Raw genomic sequence first — 15,040 nt, forward strand, 5'->3', positions numbered from 1 at the left:
GGGCCTGCGTTTGCGATTGGGATTGGATATCCGGTGCGACGGGCATACCCGTATGGGCCGGCCGCGGCCGTTCAAAAGTGAAACATTCCGCGCTTGCAGGGACCTTCTTCGGAAGATCGGACAAGCGTTTGAATACATAGAGAAATCCATCCGCGGGTCGAGAGTGTCCCGGCCCCGTGCCGATCGACACGTTTCAGGCCTGAAACATAAATCGCATGCCGTAATCGGGCGAGGCGGGTTATGTCACGCAAAGCATCCAACCGGCTCCCTGTCGTCAGGCAACTGGCGGGATTGGCATCGCCGATGCGTGTTGTCCTCCGGATTGGTGCAGTTGGCCAAGCCGTTCCTCGTTACTTCAGGAGGATTTCATGCGCAAAACTCTATTGGCGTCTGCTGCGCTTCTCGCCTTGGGATGCAGCGGCTACGCAATGGCGAATCCATGCAGCAGCGATACCAGTTCGACATGCAGTCAGAAAGCCGATGACGGATCGAACACTCTCAGCAACGCAGTCAGCTCAACCCAGACCAGCTCCACCGGGTCCAATGCGAATGAAGTTTCGCCTGGCGCGAGTGTCTACCAGGATTCGTACAACAGCACCAAGATCGTCGCGATCAGCAAACTCGACGGGTACGTGAGCAATGTCCAGGTCTGGGGCATCGGCAACAACGCGACCAACTCGGGCAGCGCGGCCGGCGGGAGCGGCGGCAAGGGCGGCAACGGGTATGGCTACGGCGGCATCGGCGGTAATGGCGGAAGCGGCGGTGCAGGCGGCGCCGGCGGCAAAGGCGGCAGCGCGCATAACGGCAGCGCCACGGCGGGCAACGCCAGCAATGGCAGCGCGACGGCCGGCACGGGCAACGGCGGCGGCGGCGGAGCCGGCGGCTCACCTGACGCCAGCGGCGGGGGCGGCGGCAATGCCACTGCGAGCGGCGGCTCCGGCTCCGGCACGGGCGGCGGCGCGATCGCGGCCTCGGTCGGCGTAGGCGGTTCCGGCAAGGGCAGCGGCACAGGCTGGGGCGGCGGCACCGGCACAGCCAATCCCGGCTCCGCGTGGGCCAGGAATCATGGCAGCGGAAGCGCGTCGGCATCGGCCGGCAGCGGCACCGGCACCGGCACGGGTACCGGCACCGGCTCGGGCAGTGGCTCAGGCGGCGCAGGGTCGGCGGGTACGTCGACCGCTTCGGGCGGATCGGGCGCAGGCATCGGCGGCGCGGGTGCGGCCGCGGGCGGCACCGGCGGCGCGGCGGCGGCCACGGCGGGCAACGGCGGTGCCGGCGGCGCGGGCACGGGCGGCGGCGCGACGAACGGCGGCGCGACGACGACGGCCAGCAACGGCGGCGCAACCGCGGGTAGCGGCGCGGTGGGCGCGATGGGCGGCGCGGGCGGCGCAGGCGGCACCGGCAACGGCGGCGTCGGTAACGGCGCGGTCGGCGGCGCGGGTGGCGCAGGCGGAGCCAATGCGGTCAACGCGGGGACGTTCAACATGTCCAACGCGATGGCGAGTGTCGGCCAGACCGCCGCGGGCATCATGGTCGCCAACCAGAACAGCGGCATGGCGTCGTTCGTTCAGCAGGCTGTGACCGTCCAGGCGAACCTGTCCGTAGGACGTTAGCCGGCCGGCCGGTCCTGGTGAGCCGGATGCATTGACGCGGGCGCAGGCGAGCCCGCGACTTGCGTTCCATCGCCGATGGACAGGACCGCCGGCGAGGGCGGGATGGCCGAACGGCCGTCTCGCTCTCGTTGGCGCAGGCCGGGCTGATTTCCGTCGATCGACGGTCACGCGGATTCCGCTCCCTGTGCGCCGGTTTCGAGCCGGCTCGCGCAGGGACCAAGGAGACAGCCATGCGAATCCGAACGGCACTTTTGCTGGTGATATTGCCTGCGGCGCTGCTGCCGGGCCTGACGGCCCATGCCACGGCTGACGGGTCGCGAACCGTTGCGGCGGAGGCCACCGCCGATGTTGCGCCGGCAGCGGCACCTTCCCTACCCGCAGCGCGCGCGGATCACGCCGATCCGGCCGCGGCCGTCGCGCCCCCTGCGGCAGCCATACCCGCTGCGACCGGCACCGCGACCGCTCAAGCGGGCGGCTTCGGTGTCGCGATGACGCCTGACCAGCTCGACGAGCATCGGGGCGGCGATGCGCTGATCGGCCAAAACTATCTGACCGGCGCGGTGACCGATAACGTGGCGAACCGCGTGTCGACCGGCTCGAATTCGATCGCCGACGGCTCGTTCGCCAATGCGAGCGGCCTGCCCACGGTCATCCAGAATACCGGCGCCAACGTGCTGATTCAGAACGCGACGGTGCTCAACGTGCGCTTCGGGAACTGAGCGATGAGACAGGTTGCCGCAGCATGCATCGCGGCGCTCGCTTACGCGCTGTCCGTCCCGGTTGCATGGGCGGACGAGATGACGGTCGTCGATCCGGCGGGCGCCGGCTATGCGATGCACGTCACGAGTCTCAAGGAGGCCCGCTTCAAGCGCACCGTCAAGCAGCAATTCGATTTCAGTTGCGGGTCGGCTGCCGTCGCGACGCTGCTGACTTATCAGTATGACTATCCGATGACCGAGCAGACCGCCTTCGCCCAGATGTGGGAGAACGGCAATCAGGAGAAGATTCGCCAGCAGGGCTTCTCGCTGCTCGACATCCGGCGGTTTCTCGACGCGCACGGCTTCGTCGCGGACGGCTTCGAGCTGCCGTTGCAGACGCTCGCCAGGACGCACACGCCGGCGATCGTGTTGATCACCGAGCACGGCTATCACCATTTCGTGGTCGTGAAGGGGCTGCGTGACGGGCGTGTGCTCGTCGGCGATCCTGCCACCGGCACGCGCCCGATGTCGCTGGCGAGCTTCGAGCAGAAGTGGGAAGACCATGTGATTTTCGTGATTCACAATCGGCCCGAGCTGGCGGTGTTCAACGACCCGCGTGACTGGCGCGTCGCGCCCAGCGCGCCGCTCTACACCGGTATCGCGCGCGACGGCCTGTACAACGTCGTGATGCCGAAGCACGGCCCGAACGACTTTTGAGGACCGTCATGAGATCCCAGACCAGGAACATCGCCGGCATCGCCGTGATGGTGTGCGGCGGGGTGACGTCCGTGAGTGCGGCGGCGATGCAGGACGACGCGCTGGCCGCGACCGACGTGCCGGTCGCGCAGACGAGCGGCGTCGTCGAGGCATCCGCCGCGAATGCGGGTGCGGATGCGGCGCCTGCGGAGTCGCGGGCCGGCGAGGTGCCGATCCTGCGTGCCGCGCCGCTCGCGATGGCGGAGTGCGCGGCAGGGCCGCCGGCCGCGGAGCCGGGCGGCGCGCAGGAACGGAACTGGCCGGCAGCCGGCGCGATCGCGCTCAGCGACGCGCGCCTCGATGCGATGCGCGGCGGCTTCGATATGCCGAGCGGTCTGAAGGTTTCGTTCGGCGTGTCGCGTGTCGCGTTCGTGAACGGCAATCTGGTCACGACGACCAGCTTCAACATCCCGGACATCAGTCATATCACCGCGCAACAGGCGCAGGCGCTGGCGGCCGCGAACGCGGGCGCGCTGATCCAGGTCGGCGCCGGCAACGCCGCGCAGCCCGCCGCGCTGCCGGCGCTGACCGGCGCGGTAATCCAGAACACGTTGAACAACCAGCAGATCCAGGCGGTGACGACGATCAACACGACCGTCAACACACTGTCGACGTTCAAGAACCTGAACGTGATGTCGACGCTGAACAATGCGTTGATCGGCGTGTTGCCGGGGCGATGAAGGCTCGGTGAGCGACCGATGAATGGCAGGCGAGCGCGCACTGGCGCGCCGGGGCCCGCGTGCGGCGCGCGGCCCGCCGCACGCGCACGCTGGCGATCAGAATGCGATCGGCACGCGCAGCGTCATGACCACGTCCGGCGTGTCGCGTGTGAGGCCGGCGCCGATCGAGAGATTCAGCGTGGTCTTCGGCGACAACCGGTACGAGTAACCGAGGAGCAGTGAGCCGAGGATCACGCGCACCGAACTGGGCACCGTCTGGCCGTTCTGTTTCGTCGGCAGTACGATGCTCTGGTCGTAGCCGAGGCTCACCGACGCTTTCTCGTTCAGCGCGAGGCCCATGCCGATATTGAAACCCCAGATGTCGCCGGGCTGCACCTTGCCGATGAAGTCCTTCTGTCCATCGCGAATCGTGAGGCTGAGATTGTCGCGGCTGAAGCTGTGCAGATAGCTCAGGTTGCCGAAGAACACCACCGGGTCGGACGGAAAGAGCCACGTGAGGCCAGGCTGGATCGCGTAGAAGCCGGAGCCCGTCGGCTGCTCGAGCGGCAGGCCGGTGCCGGTGGCATTGCCGACGCAGCGCGTGACGCAGTCGGTGACGACGTCGAACGGGCTCTTGCCGGTGGCGCTCTTGAAGCGCAGCCAGCCGATGTAATAGAACTTGTCGGGGCCGCCGGTATTGAACTGGTAGCGCAGCGTCATTTCGACGTCGCCGAGGCCCTTGCCGTGGCTGTTGAACGCGTTGTCCTGGGCGGTGCCGGTGAAGATCTCGCGGCTGATCGTGTCGTTCGTCGAGTACACATAGGGGACGCGGACTTCGACTTCCATCCGGTTGGTGATCCCGTAGCGCACCGCGACCGCGCCCGTCAGCGTGGTCGTCTTGACTTCCCGTACGTCGACCAGGCCGATCAGCAGCGCCGGGATGATCGTGTAGCCGACGAGTGCGACGCGGTTCGACGACGAATAGCTGAACTGGAAGGACGGCTCGACGACGAACTTGTTCTTCGGCGTCAGCACGCCGGGCTGATCGAAGATCGGCGCGACAGGCGGCGGTGCGGTTTCCGCCACCGGCGCCTGGCCGACCGGCCGGCTCGGCGGCGCGGCGGACCCGGCCGACGATTGCACGTTGCCGGGGGCGTTGCCGGCCGCGCCGGGCGCGCCGCCCGGGGAGCCGGTATCGGCCTGCGTCGCCGCGTCGCCGGAGCCGCCGGCATCGCCGGTGCCCGCGCCACGCCGGGCCGCGAGTTCGCGGTTGTCCAGCGCCCGGCTCAGGCGCGAGAGATTGGCTTCCTCGTCGGCCAGTTTGCGCTTGAGCGCACTCAGTTCCTGCAGATGGCGATCGACTTCCTGGCGCAGCGCGGAAATGTTCTCCTGCGTCGACTGGGCGTCGAGCGACTGCGCTTGCGCCTGGGCCTGAAAGAGCAGCACGCTTGCATAGCTGATGGCATGGATGCAGCGAAATGGCATGCGCTTCACGGTGCGTCTCCACGATCGGGCCTGCGGTTCCCCGGTGCACACCGACGGCTGGCCGGCGCGCGTGTTGCCCCGGATCTCCTCGCGTCACATCGCACGCGAGCCAGAGGATGTTTCTCCGGCGGCAACGACATGCGTGATCGAACGCAATGAAACGTCGGCAGCGAGGCCGCGCGCCGACACTCGATTGTCGATGTGCACGACGTCATGTCCCGCCGGCCGAACGACGCGGGGGCAGACCTCACGAGGCTAGTGCAGGCGGGCATCGAAAGCCAACCAGACAAACCCTTGCCCGCGTACGGTGGACAACGGACGTCACGGTTCTCCCTGTTTCACGGGGGCTTGCGTCAAAACCGAATGCACGTTTCGAGCCCGTGCGCGCAGGCTGCGCGGCGGGTTCATGGCAGTGTTTTCCCGTGTGCCGGCGGGCGTTGTTCCGATCAGGCGATGCAGGGGGGCGACCGCCGTTGCCGGAGAGGCGATCGCGCGGAAATCGCGCGTTCCCTTCCATCCGTGAGGCGCGTCGGTTGCGCGGGAAACGATTCGACGCGAGCGCGATCGTGCCGCGGCTCGTCGGCCGGCACGGGTTGAACGCGATCAGGTATCGGGAATACGGCTCGGGCTTGATGGCCGCGCGATACGTCGCGCTCGTCGTGCGGCATGGGAATGCCTGACGTCGAGGTGGCACGCAGCGTACCGGCGAATCGTGGGCGGTTGTCCTGTCAGCGTTGACCGGGCGCACGCACGACCTGCGCCGAATCACGTTGCCTCGCGTCGTCGCGGCGCGAAACAAAAAACCCGCCGGCAGGCTGGCGCTTGCGGGCGGGCGAAGACACCTCGGGCCGAGCGGCGCGGGTGTCGCGTGAAGAACGGAGAACCGGGTTGCGTCAGAACTTGTGGCGCAGCGCGAGACGCACGGCCACCTGGTTCGACGTCGACGACGGCGCGTCGGTGCCGGGGATGAACGCGTTGTCGAGAATCGAGTTCGTCTTGTCGCCGGCGATGTGCTGGTACGCGGCCTGCACGTACACGTCGGTGCGCTTCGACAGGTTGTAGTCGGCCATCAATCCGACCGAGTGGATCTTCGGCTTCGCGTCGCCGGTCGATGCGTCGTACTTCTCGAGCGACAACACGTACTGCGCGCCGACCATGAACGCCGGCGTGATCTGGTACGAACCGTTCACCTCGAAGTTCTGGTACTTGATCGCGCTGACGGTCGCACCCGGTGCGATGATCGCGCCTGGCGTGCCGAGGTAGCCGTTGCCGGTCGGGTTCTTGTAGTTCGAGTTCGTGTATGCGAAGCCGACCGTCGCGGGTCCGAACGTGTAGTTGATGCCCGCGCCGAACACGCGCATGCGCTCGGCGATGTAGCTCGCGTCGTTCGCGGTGATCGCGCCGGCCGAGCCGTCGCCCGGCCGGTTCGCCTGCAGGTAGGCGGCGCCGATCAGCAGGCCGTTGTTCTGGTATTGCGCGCCGAAGCTGTACGCGCGGTTGTCCGAGAAGTTCGTGCTGTTGCTGAAGCTGTATGCACCGCCGAACTGGAAGCCGCCGAAGTTCGGGCTCGCGTACTTCACCGTGTTGTCGAGGCGGAACGAGTTGTCGGTGTTGTCGTTGTCGAACGGGTGCGCGAGCAGGTAGCCGCCCCAGTTGCCGTTGGCCGTGGTCGGCGCGAGATAGTCGACGACGGAGTCGTACTGGCGGCCGAACGTCAGCGTGCCGTACTGCGTCTGGCTCAGGCCGACGTATGCCTGGCGGCCGAACATGCGGCCGCCCTGGTTGAGCCGGCCGGTGTTCACGTCGAAGCCGTTCTCGAGCTGGAAGATCGCCTTCATGCCGCCGCCGAGATCCTCGCTGCCCTTCAGGCCCCAGCGGCTGCCTTGCGCGTAGCCGCTCGCCATCTCGTAGACGTGGCCGGTGCCGACGTTGTTCGTGTAGTTCAGGCCTTCGTCGATCACGCCGTACAGCGTGACGCTGCTTTGCGCGAACGCGGGGGCTGCGAAGGTTGCCGTTACGGCGAGCGCCGTCAGGGTCTTTTTCATTGAGAGATCTCCGGGATATCCAGCTTCTTGTATCGGTTGTCGTGAGCGCGTCCGGCGAGGCGCGCCCCGTCATCCGGGGCGACCCGGCGCAGCGCGCGCGGCGCCGGAAACGCGCGATGCGCGGCGGCGCGGCGACCGGCTGGGTCGGGTCGTGTCTCCTCCGATGACACCGCGCATTCTTCCCAAGCCGAAACGGATTCGAAAGCGAGTAATTTCGATGGATGGGATCGGGTTCGCCAATGGGGCGCGGCGGGTCGTTTCGACGGTCGAAACGGTGTGCGCGGCGCCGCGCTTCAATGTGGGTCGAGCTGTGCCCGAACAAGGCTCGACGCAGCCCGTTCCGGGCCGTGCGCGGGCCCGGTGAATCGGCTGAGGGGCCCGTCCGGCGGGCCTCGCGAGGCACCCGACGATCGATTGGCGCTGCCGATTGCAATGATCGGAATTACTCGTTTCCCTAAACATATTGGTGGCTCGACCATGCAGCCTGACCGGACGTGGCTGGCTTCGCGATTTGCCGGTCGCCGCGCATGCCGCGACGCACAAACAACAGATTCGATTTGGAGACGACCCACCATGCAGATTCGACGACTGAAAACGGTCCTTCTCGCCGCCGCGGCGATCCTGTCCGCGCCCGCGGCCCATGCGGCCGGCGGCGCGTGCGCCGACGGCAAGACGGTCCATTTCGCGGGCATCACGTGGGAGAGCGGATCGTTTGCGACCGAAGTGCTGCGGCAGATCATGGAGAAGGGCTACGGCTGCAAGACGGACGTCGTGCCGGGCAGCACGGCCGCCACCGAAACGGCGCTCGCGCGCAACGACCTGCAGATCTGGGCCGAGCAGTGGACGGGCCGCAGCGAGATCACCGCGAAGGCCGTTTCGTCGGGCGCCGTGAAGCTGATCGGCGACACGCTGCCGGGCGGCACGACCGAAGGCTGGTTCGTGCCCGACTACGTGGTGAAGGGCGATCCGGCGCGCAACATCAAGCCGGTCGCGCCCGGGCTCGTGTCGGTCGACGATCTGCCGAAGTTCAAGCAGGTGTTCGCCGACGAGGAGGAACCGGACAAGGGCCGCTTCCTGAACTGCCCGACGGGCTGGGACTGCGAGCGCGTGAACACGCGCCTGCTGAAGGTGCTGAAGCTCGACCAGTCGTACACGAACTTCCACCCGGGCACCGGTGCGGCGCTCGACGCGGCGATCGCGTCCGCGTACCAGCGCGGCGCGCCGATCGTGTTCTATTACTGGGGCCCGGCCGCGCTGATGGCGAAATACAAGTTCACCGCGCTGAAGATGCCGGCCTATAACGAAGCATGCTGGAAGACGTTGCGCGACGAGAGCAGCACGCACCAGTGCGCGTCGTCGTACATGGTGTCGCGGCTGACGGTCGGCGTGTCGAAGCCGTTCGCCGATGCGAATCCCGATCTCGTCGGCGTATTCGGCAAGGTGCGTTTCCCGATGGACTTCCTGAACCAGACGATCCTCGAGATGACGACGAGGAAGATCGACGGCGCGGCGATGGCCACGCAGTTCCTGAAGACCCGTCAGGACATGTGGAAGCAGTGGGTGCCGGCCGACGTCGCGCAGAAGATCGCCGGCAGCCTGAAGGGCGCGTAACCTGCGCGCGGCGACGGGCCCGCGCCCGTCGCCGCCGTCACGCGCCTTCGCGGCGCGACGGAGAATCAACATGAACGGCTTCTTTCTGCACCTGTCGATCGCCGACTGGGTGAACAGCGCGCTCGAGACGTTCGTCGCGCAATACGGCGACAGCTTCCATCACTTCAGCGCGCTCGTGTTGCGCTACCTGCTCGTGCCGCTCGAAGGCGCGCTGCGCGTCGCGCCGCCGTGGCTCGTGCTGCTGGTCGTCGGCGCGATCGCGTGGAACGCGACGCGCCGCATCGGCCTCGGCGCGCTCTTCATGCTGCTGCTCTACGCGATCGGCTGCTTCGGCCTGTGGGACAAGCTGATGCAGACGCTCGCGCTGATGCTCGTCGCGACGGTGCTGTCGGTTGCGATCGGCGTGCCGGCCGGCATCCTCGCGTCGCGCAGCGCATGGCTGCGCCGGATGCTGCTGCCCGTGCTCGACGTGATGCAGACGCTGCCGAGCTTCGTGTACCTGATCCCGGTGCTGATGCTGTTCGGCCTCGGCAAGGTGCCCGCGATCCTCGCGACGATCATCTACGCGCTGCCGCCGCTGATCCGCCTGACCGATCTCGGCATCCGCCAGGTCGATCCGGACGTGACGGAAGCCGCGCGTGCGTTCGGCACGACGCGCTGGCAATTGCTCGTCAACGTGCAGTTGCCGCTCGCGCGGCCGAGCATCATGGCCGGCATCAACCAGACGACGATGATGGCGCTGTCGATGGTCGTGATCGCGTCGATGATCGGCTCGCGCGGGCTCGGCGAGGACGTGCTCGCGGGCATCCAGACGCTCGACGTCGGCAAGGGCACGCAGGCCGGCCTCGCGATCGTGATCCTCGCGATCGTGATCGACCGGATCAGCCAGGGCTTCGGCCAGGAGCGGCGCGCGCGCCGCCGGCTCGCACAGCAGCGCCGACAGAAGGGCGCGTCGCGCGTGCCGTACCGGCTGCCGCGCAAGGCGGAGTCGGCGGGCGTCGATTCGAATCAGGCGACGCAATCGTCGCGCGCATAGGAACGGAGGCAGACATGGCGACCATCGACGTCAAACACGTGTACAAGCTGTTCGGGCCGCAGGCCGCGCATGCGCGCGTGCTCGACCTGCTGCGCTCGGGCAAGCGCAAGGCCGACGTGCTGGCCGAAACCGGCTGCAACGTCGGGCTCAACGACGTGAGCCTCGGCATCGAGTCGGGCGAGATCTTCGTGATCATGGGGCTGTCGGGTTCCGGGAAATCGACGCTCGTGCGGCACTTCAACCGGCTGATCGAGCCGACGGCCGGCGAGATCGTGATCGACGGCAGCGACGTGATCAAGCTCGACGCGCACGGGCTGCGCGAGCTGCGCCGTTTCAAGGTCAGCATGGTGTTCCAGAACTTCGGGCTGCTGCCGCACCAGACCGTGCTCGACAACGCCGCGTATGCGCTGCGCACGCGCGGCGAGAAGCGCCACGACGCGGCCGAGGCCGCGCGCAACTGGCTGACGAAGGTCGGGCTCGACGGCTACGGCGATCATTATCCGGACGAGTTGTCGGGCGGGATGCGGCAGCGTGTCGGGCTGGCGCGCGCGCTGGCGGCCGATACCGACGTGCTGCTGATGGACGAGGCGTTCTCCGCGCTCGATCCGCTGATCCGCACCGAGATGCAGGATCAACTGCTCGAACTGCAGGCGACGCTGTCGAAGACGATCGTGTTCATCACGCACGATCTCGACGAGGCGCTGCGCATCGGCGACCGGATCGCGATCCTGCGCGACGGCACGCTTGTGCAGGTCGGCACGCCGGACGACATCCTGTCGCGTCCGGCGGACGATTATGTGCGGCGGTTCGTCGAGAAGCGCACGAGCGTGAACTGACGCGTCGTGCCCGGTCAGGCCGCGCGGTGCGCGGCCGTCGTCAGCACGATCTTGCCGACGTGCACACCGGAGTCGATCAGCGCGTGCGCGCCGCGCGCGTCGTCGAGCGGGAAGGTGCGGAACACCTGCGGCCTGACCGTGCCGGCTGCGACGTGCGGCCACAGGTGCCGTTCGAGTTCGGCGATGAGCGCGCCCTTCTCCTCCGGCGTGCGCGAGCGCAGCGTCGAACCGATGTGCGTGAGGCGCTTGGTCATCATCGGCCACACGTCGAGTTCCTTCGCCGGCCCGTTCAGCGCGCTGACCTGCAGGATCCGCCCGTTCATCGCCGCGGCCCGGTAATTGCGCGCGACGTAGTCGCCCGCGATGATGTCGAGGATCACGTCCACGCCCTTGCCGGCGGTGATCCTGTCGACTTCGGCGACGAAATCTTCTTCCCGGTAATGCACCGCGTGATCCGCGCCGAGCCGCAGGCTCGCGGCGCGATGCGCTTCCGAGCCGACCGTCGTGATGACGGTCGACGCGCCCATCGCCTTCGCGATCATCGTCGCGGTGGTGCCGATGCCCGACGCGCCGCCGTGGATCAGCACCGATTCGCCCGCCTGCAGCCGCCCGCGCTGGATCAGGTTCAGCCAGACCGTCAGGAACGTTTCCGGCAGCGCCGCGGCTTCGATCATGTCGAGTCCGGGCGGCAGCTTCATCGTCGTGAGTTGATGGGCGACCGCGTATTCCGCATAACCACCGCCCGTCACCAGCGCGCTGACCCGGTCGCCCGGCGCGAAGCCGTGCACGGCTGCGCCGGTCGCGACGACTTCGCCCGCGATTTCCAGGCCCGGGATGTCGGATGCGCCGGGCGGCGGGTTGTAGAGTCCCTTGCGTTGCAGCACGTCCGGGCCGTTCACGCCGGCGGCGTGAACCCGGATCAGCACTTCGTCTGCCTTCGGCTGCGGCGCGGGGCGACGTGCGGTTGCAAGGACTTCGGGGCCGCCGGGGCGGGTGATTTCGACTGCCGCCATGTCGGCGGGAACGGGGGAGAGCGTATCGGACATGTTTGCCTCGAAAAGACTGGTGAGTGGTCGGTGAAAAAAGTATAGGCTTGGGCCTTGATGAATTCGCGCAGCGATTTGCACGACCACAGATGCAAATTTGCATCACACCGGAGAAGCCGCTTGAACTGGGACGACGCTCGGATCTTTCTCGCGATCCACCGCGAACGCAGCCTGCGCGGCGCCGCGCGGGCGGTCGGGCTCGACCAGGCGACGGTCGGCAGGCGGCTCGCGGCGCTCGAGCGCGCGCTCGGCGCGACGCTGTTCCTGCGCACGTCGGCCGGGTACGTGCCGACCGCGGTGGGCGAGGTCGCGCTGCGCAACGTGGAGAAGATGGAGCAATCGGCGATCGACCTGGTGCGGCAGACCCAGGGCGTCGACCGGCGTCTTGCCGGCGACGTGCGCGTGACGACGACCGATACGATCGGGCTCGAATTCGTGATGCGCGCGATGCGCGACCTGCACGACGAGCATCCGGACGTGCGCGTGCTGCTCAACACGTCGACGCAGGTGGAGAACCTGGCCAAGCGCGAGGCGGACATCGCGATCCGCACGATCAAGCCCGACAATCCCGATCTGCTCACGCGCCGGCTCGCCGCGTGGCCGACGGGGTTGTACGCGTCGGAGGAATACCTGGAGCGGCATGGCGAACCGGTGCCCGGCACCGGCTTCGAAGGACATGACCTCGTGTGCTTCCTGCCGCACCTGAATGCACGCGGCCCGCTCACGGTGGTCGGCGAGCCGGTGCGCGCGGGGCGGATCGTGTCGGGGTTGAATTCGAATCTGATGTTGCGCGCGGCGGCGCGCGCCGGGCTCGGGCTCGCCGAACTCCCGGTGCCGATCGCGGAGCGCGACGCGCTGGTGCGCGTGTGGCCGGCGCGTACGTCGGCGCGTCCTTACGAAGTCTGGATGGTGACGCACAAGGACTTGCGACATACCGCGCGGATGAGCGCGATGATCGATCATATCGTGCGGGTGTTCGACGAGGTGGAGGTGCGGAGCGGGGCGCGGGATTGGAGGTGAATTGAAGGACGAGATGCGGTTCGCTGCAGTGTGTCGACGATCTGCGGGATCGACCCGGGCGGGCGCGACCTGTTCGATGCGGGCGAACCGGCTCTCGGGGCGTGAAAAACGAACGGCGGTAGTGATTTTCCGATGAACGAGAGGGCTCGATGAACCGATTCAGCGTGGACGGAAAAACGCTTGGCGATTGGGCGAAGTTTCACGACTACTTCGCGAGCGAATTCGGATTTCCGGGTTACTACGGCCGGAACATGGATGCATGGAACGATTGCATGAGCGACTATTGCTACGAGCACGGCATCGTGTCGCTGCGGATCGACGATGCGGGAGCGTTGAAGGACCGCAATCCGGAGATATTCGCCGCACTCGTCGAGTGCAGCGCGTTCATCAACTGGCGAGCAACGAAGGAAGGGGGCGACCCGTTGATCGTGTTGTCCTATTGCGCGTAGTCGCGGCGTTGACGTTGCGTTGAGTTGAGTCGCATCGTGAAGCCGATCACCGGGCCGGCACGCAACCGCATGGCGCGCGCCTGCCCGCATCGTCGAGAACGCAGCCGCCTTAATGCGTGACCGTTTCCCGTTCGCTTGCTCTCACGGCAGCCGCGTCGCCACGCCCCGCATCCGCCAGAACCAGATCCGCGCCTTTCTCCGCGACCATCATCGTCGGCGCGTTGATGTTGCCCGACGTGATGTTCGGGAACACCGATGCATCGACGATCCGCAGCGCCTGCAGCCCGTGCACGCGCAACGACGCATCGACCACCGACGTCGCGGCGTCCGGCCCCATCGCGCACGAGCCGCACAGGTGGTAGATCGAACCCGACTGCTCGCGGAAATACTGCAGCATCGCTTCGTCGGAATCGACCTGCGGCCCCGGCGAGATTTCCTCGACGGTCATCGACTTCAGCGCCGGCGCGCGCATCAGCGCACGAATCACCTTGCTGCCCTGCACGGCCTCGTCGAGATCCTTCTGCGTGGTCAGCGCATTGATGTGGATCTTGGCGGCATCTTCCGCGCGGTTCGAGGCGATCTCGATCGTGCCGCGGCTCGTCGGCCGGCACGGGTTGAACGCGATCAGGAATCCGGAGTAAGGCTCGGGCTTGATGCTCGCGCGGTCGCTCTTCGGGATCCGGTACGACAGCGGGTTGAAGTAGAGCTGAATGTTCGGCTCGTGCGCATCGGCCGTGCCGCGGAAGAAGCCGCCCGCCTGATTCACGCTCATCGCGAGCGGGCCGCGCTTCGTCAGCAGATAGCGCAGGCCGATCTTCATCTTGCCGAGCAGGGTGCCCATCTCGTCGTTCAGCGTCGGCCGGTTCGCCTTGAAGTAGAAGCTCACGCACAGGTGGTCCTGCAGGTTGCGGCCGACGGCCGACAGCGCATGCACGAGCGGCACGCGCCGGCGCGCGAGCAGCGCCGGATCGCCGACGCCCGACAGTTGCAGCAGCTTCGGCGTATCGACTGCACCGGCCGCGAGGATCACCTCGCGCGCGGCGACGAGCGTTTCGTCGCCATGCCCGCCCGCGACGACCACGCCGGTCGCGCGCGTGCCGTCGAACGTCACGCGCCGCACGAGCACGCCCGAGCGGAGCGTGAGGTTCGCGCGGCCCAGCGCGGGACGCAGGTACGCGAAGCTGCTGGAGCAGCGTTCGCCGTGCTTCGTGTTCAGGTCGTAGATGCCCGCGCCCTCGAACTGCGCGCCGTTGAAATCGTCGGTGCGCGGCAGGTTCAGTTCGCCGCAGCCCTTCAGGAACTCATGGACGATCGGATGCACGTCGGCCTTCATCGACGTGATGTGGATCGGCCCCGTCGCGCCGTGATGCTGCGGATCGGTCGCGCCGGCCGCGTGGGTTTCGAGCTTGCGGAAGTACGGCAGCACGTCGTCATACGCCCAGCCCGGATTGCCGGCGGCCGCCCAGTCGTCGTAGTCGCTGCGCTGGCCGCGCACGTAGACCATCGCGTTGATCGAGCCCGACCCGCCGACCACCTTGCCGCGCGGGCAGTACAGCTTGCGATCGGCGAGCTGCGCCTCGGGCTCGCTGTAGTACATCCAGTTGTAGCGGCGGTTGTAGTAGGTCTTCGTGAAGCCGACGGGCACCTTGAACCAGAACGACGCGTCGCGTTCGCCCGCTTCGAGCAGCAGCACCGAGTGCCGGCCCGATTCGCTCAGGCGGTTCGCGAGGATGCAGCCGGCCGAGCCCGCGCCGACGATGATGTAGTCGTAGCTCATGTCTGTCCT

General features: G+C 67.4%; 13 protein-coding genes. 9 read left to right on the top strand and 4 right to left on the bottom strand.

What is annotated here, in order from left to right; genetic code table 11:
- Window positions 1-368: 368 nt before the first annotated feature.
- The 4 genes from U5A56_RS16170 (at window position 369) to U5A56_RS16185 (ending at window position 3,747) form a co-directional block, all read left to right on the top strand.
- On the top strand, window positions 369-1,613 hold the full coding sequence (locus U5A56_RS16170) for a hypothetical protein (protein WP_321810626.1): 1,245 nt from the start codon (window positions 369-371) through the stop codon (window positions 1,611-1,613).
- Between the two features lie 230 nt (window positions 1,614-1,843).
- On the top strand, window positions 1,844-2,332 hold the full coding sequence (locus tag U5A56_RS16175; protein ID WP_321923363.1) for a hypothetical protein: 489 nt from the start codon (window positions 1,844-1,846) through the stop codon (window positions 2,330-2,332).
- 3 nt (window positions 2,333-2,335) lie between these two features.
- Entirely contained in the window at window positions 2,336-3,028 is a 693-nt protein-coding gene (locus tag U5A56_RS16180; protein ID WP_321923365.1) for a C39 family peptidase, read from the top strand.
- Window positions 3,029-3,036: 8 nt separating this feature from the next.
- On the top strand, window positions 3,037-3,747 hold the full coding sequence (locus tag U5A56_RS16185) for a hypothetical protein (RefSeq protein WP_321923367.1): 711 nt from the start codon (window positions 3,037-3,039) through the stop codon (window positions 3,745-3,747).
- Window positions 3,748-3,843: 96 nt separating this feature from the next.
- On the opposite strand, the gene U5A56_RS16190 is transcribed toward U5A56_RS16185, so the two are convergent.
- The gene (locus U5A56_RS16190) at window positions 3,844-5,220 is read right to left on the bottom strand and encodes an acetate kinase (protein WP_124570822.1); all 1,377 of its coding nucleotides are present in this window, start codon (window positions 5,218-5,220) and stop codon (window positions 3,844-3,846) included.
- 884 nt (window positions 5,221-6,104) lie between these two features.
- A complete protein-coding gene (locus tag U5A56_RS16195) occupies window positions 6,105-7,256 on the bottom strand; it encodes a porin (RefSeq protein ID WP_124487047.1) in 1,152 nt (383 codons plus the stop codon).
- Window positions 7,257-7,829: 573 nt separating this feature from the next.
- Here U5A56_RS16195 and U5A56_RS16200 point away from each other — a divergent pair.
- From U5A56_RS16200 to U5A56_RS16210, 3 genes are all read left to right on the top strand, one after another.
- Complete coding sequence (locus U5A56_RS16200; RefSeq protein WP_124487046.1) at window positions 7,830-8,867, top strand: ABC transporter substrate-binding protein; 1,038 nt, start codon at window positions 7,830-7,832, stop codon at window positions 8,865-8,867.
- Between the two features lie 70 nt (window positions 8,868-8,937).
- Window positions 8,938-9,903, top strand: coding sequence for an ABC transporter permease (locus U5A56_RS16205; protein WP_044848041.1), 966 nt, complete (start codon window positions 8,938-8,940; stop codon window positions 9,901-9,903).
- A gap of 14 nt (window positions 9,904-9,917) precedes the next feature.
- The gene (locus U5A56_RS16210) at window positions 9,918-10,739 is read left to right on the top strand and encodes a quaternary amine ABC transporter ATP-binding protein (RefSeq protein WP_052664826.1); all 822 of its coding nucleotides are present in this window, start codon (window positions 9,918-9,920) and stop codon (window positions 10,737-10,739) included.
- A gap of 14 nt (window positions 10,740-10,753) precedes the next feature.
- Here U5A56_RS16210 and U5A56_RS16215 read toward each other — a convergent pair whose 3' ends face one another.
- Complete coding sequence (locus tag U5A56_RS16215; RefSeq protein WP_321923369.1) at window positions 10,754-11,785, bottom strand: NAD(P)H-quinone oxidoreductase; 1,032 nt, start codon at window positions 11,783-11,785, stop codon at window positions 10,754-10,756.
- Between the two features lie 120 nt (window positions 11,786-11,905).
- Here U5A56_RS16215 and U5A56_RS16220 point away from each other — a divergent pair, with 120 nt between their 5' ends.
- Together U5A56_RS16220 and U5A56_RS16225 are read left to right on the top strand one after the other, a co-directional pair.
- Window positions 11,906-12,805, top strand: coding sequence for a LysR family transcriptional regulator (locus U5A56_RS16220; RefSeq protein ID WP_321923370.1), 900 nt, complete (start codon window positions 11,906-11,908; stop codon window positions 12,803-12,805).
- 149 nt (window positions 12,806-12,954) lie between these two features.
- Complete coding sequence (locus U5A56_RS16225) at window positions 12,955-13,254, top strand: barstar family protein (RefSeq protein ID WP_321923372.1); 300 nt, start codon at window positions 12,955-12,957, stop codon at window positions 13,252-13,254.
- A 109-nt stretch (window positions 13,255-13,363) separates the two neighbouring features.
- On the opposite strand, the gene U5A56_RS16230 is transcribed toward U5A56_RS16225, so the two are convergent.
- Window positions 13,364-15,031 carry a GMC family oxidoreductase gene (locus U5A56_RS16230; RefSeq protein ID WP_321923374.1) on the bottom strand — a complete coding sequence of 556 codons (1,668 nt, stop codon included), beginning with the start codon at window positions 15,029-15,031 and terminating at the stop codon, window positions 13,364-13,366.
- Window positions 15,032-15,040 lie beyond the last annotated feature (9 nt).

This window comes from Burkholderia sp. BCC1998, assembly GCF_905339875.1.
In the GTDB taxonomy this organism is placed as follows: domain Bacteria; phylum Pseudomonadota; class Gammaproteobacteria; order Burkholderiales; family Burkholderiaceae; genus Burkholderia.

What these genes read in the sequence shown, in the direction of transcription:
- U5A56_RS16170 (WP_321810626.1), top strand. Translation starts at nt 369, where the DNA reads ATGCGCAAAACTCTATTGGCGTCTGCTGCGCTTCTCGCCTTGGGATGC.
- U5A56_RS16175 (WP_321923363.1), top strand. Translation starts at nt 1,844, where the DNA reads ATGCGAATCCGAACGGCACTTTTGCTGGTGATATTGCCTGCGGCGCTG.
- U5A56_RS16180 (WP_321923365.1), top strand. Translation starts at nt 2,336, where the DNA reads ATGAGACAGGTTGCCGCAGCATGCATCGCGGCGCTCGCTTACGCGCTG.
- U5A56_RS16185 (WP_321923367.1), top strand. Translation starts at nt 3,037, where the DNA reads ATGAGATCCCAGACCAGGAACATCGCCGGCATCGCCGTGATGGTGTGC.
- U5A56_RS16195 (WP_124487047.1), bottom strand. Translation starts at nt 7,256, where the DNA reads ATGAAAAAGACCCTGACGGCGCTCGCCGTAACGGCAACCTTCGCAGCC.
- U5A56_RS16200 (WP_124487046.1), top strand. Translation starts at nt 7,830, where the DNA reads ATGCAGATTCGACGACTGAAAACGGTCCTTCTCGCCGCCGCGGCGATC.
- U5A56_RS16205 (WP_044848041.1), top strand. Translation starts at nt 8,938, where the DNA reads ATGAACGGCTTCTTTCTGCACCTGTCGATCGCCGACTGGGTGAACAGC.
- U5A56_RS16210 (WP_052664826.1), top strand. Translation starts at nt 9,918, where the DNA reads ATGGCGACCATCGACGTCAAACACGTGTACAAGCTGTTCGGGCCGCAG.
- U5A56_RS16215 (WP_321923369.1), bottom strand. Translation starts at nt 11,785, where the DNA reads ATGTCCGATACGCTCTCCCCCGTTCCCGCCGACATGGCGGCAGTCGAA.
- U5A56_RS16225 (WP_321923372.1), top strand. Translation starts at nt 12,955, where the DNA reads ATGAACCGATTCAGCGTGGACGGAAAAACGCTTGGCGATTGGGCGAAG.
- U5A56_RS16230 (WP_321923374.1), bottom strand. Translation starts at nt 15,031, where the DNA reads ATGAGCTACGACTACATCATCGTCGGCGCGGGCTCGGCCGGCTGCATC.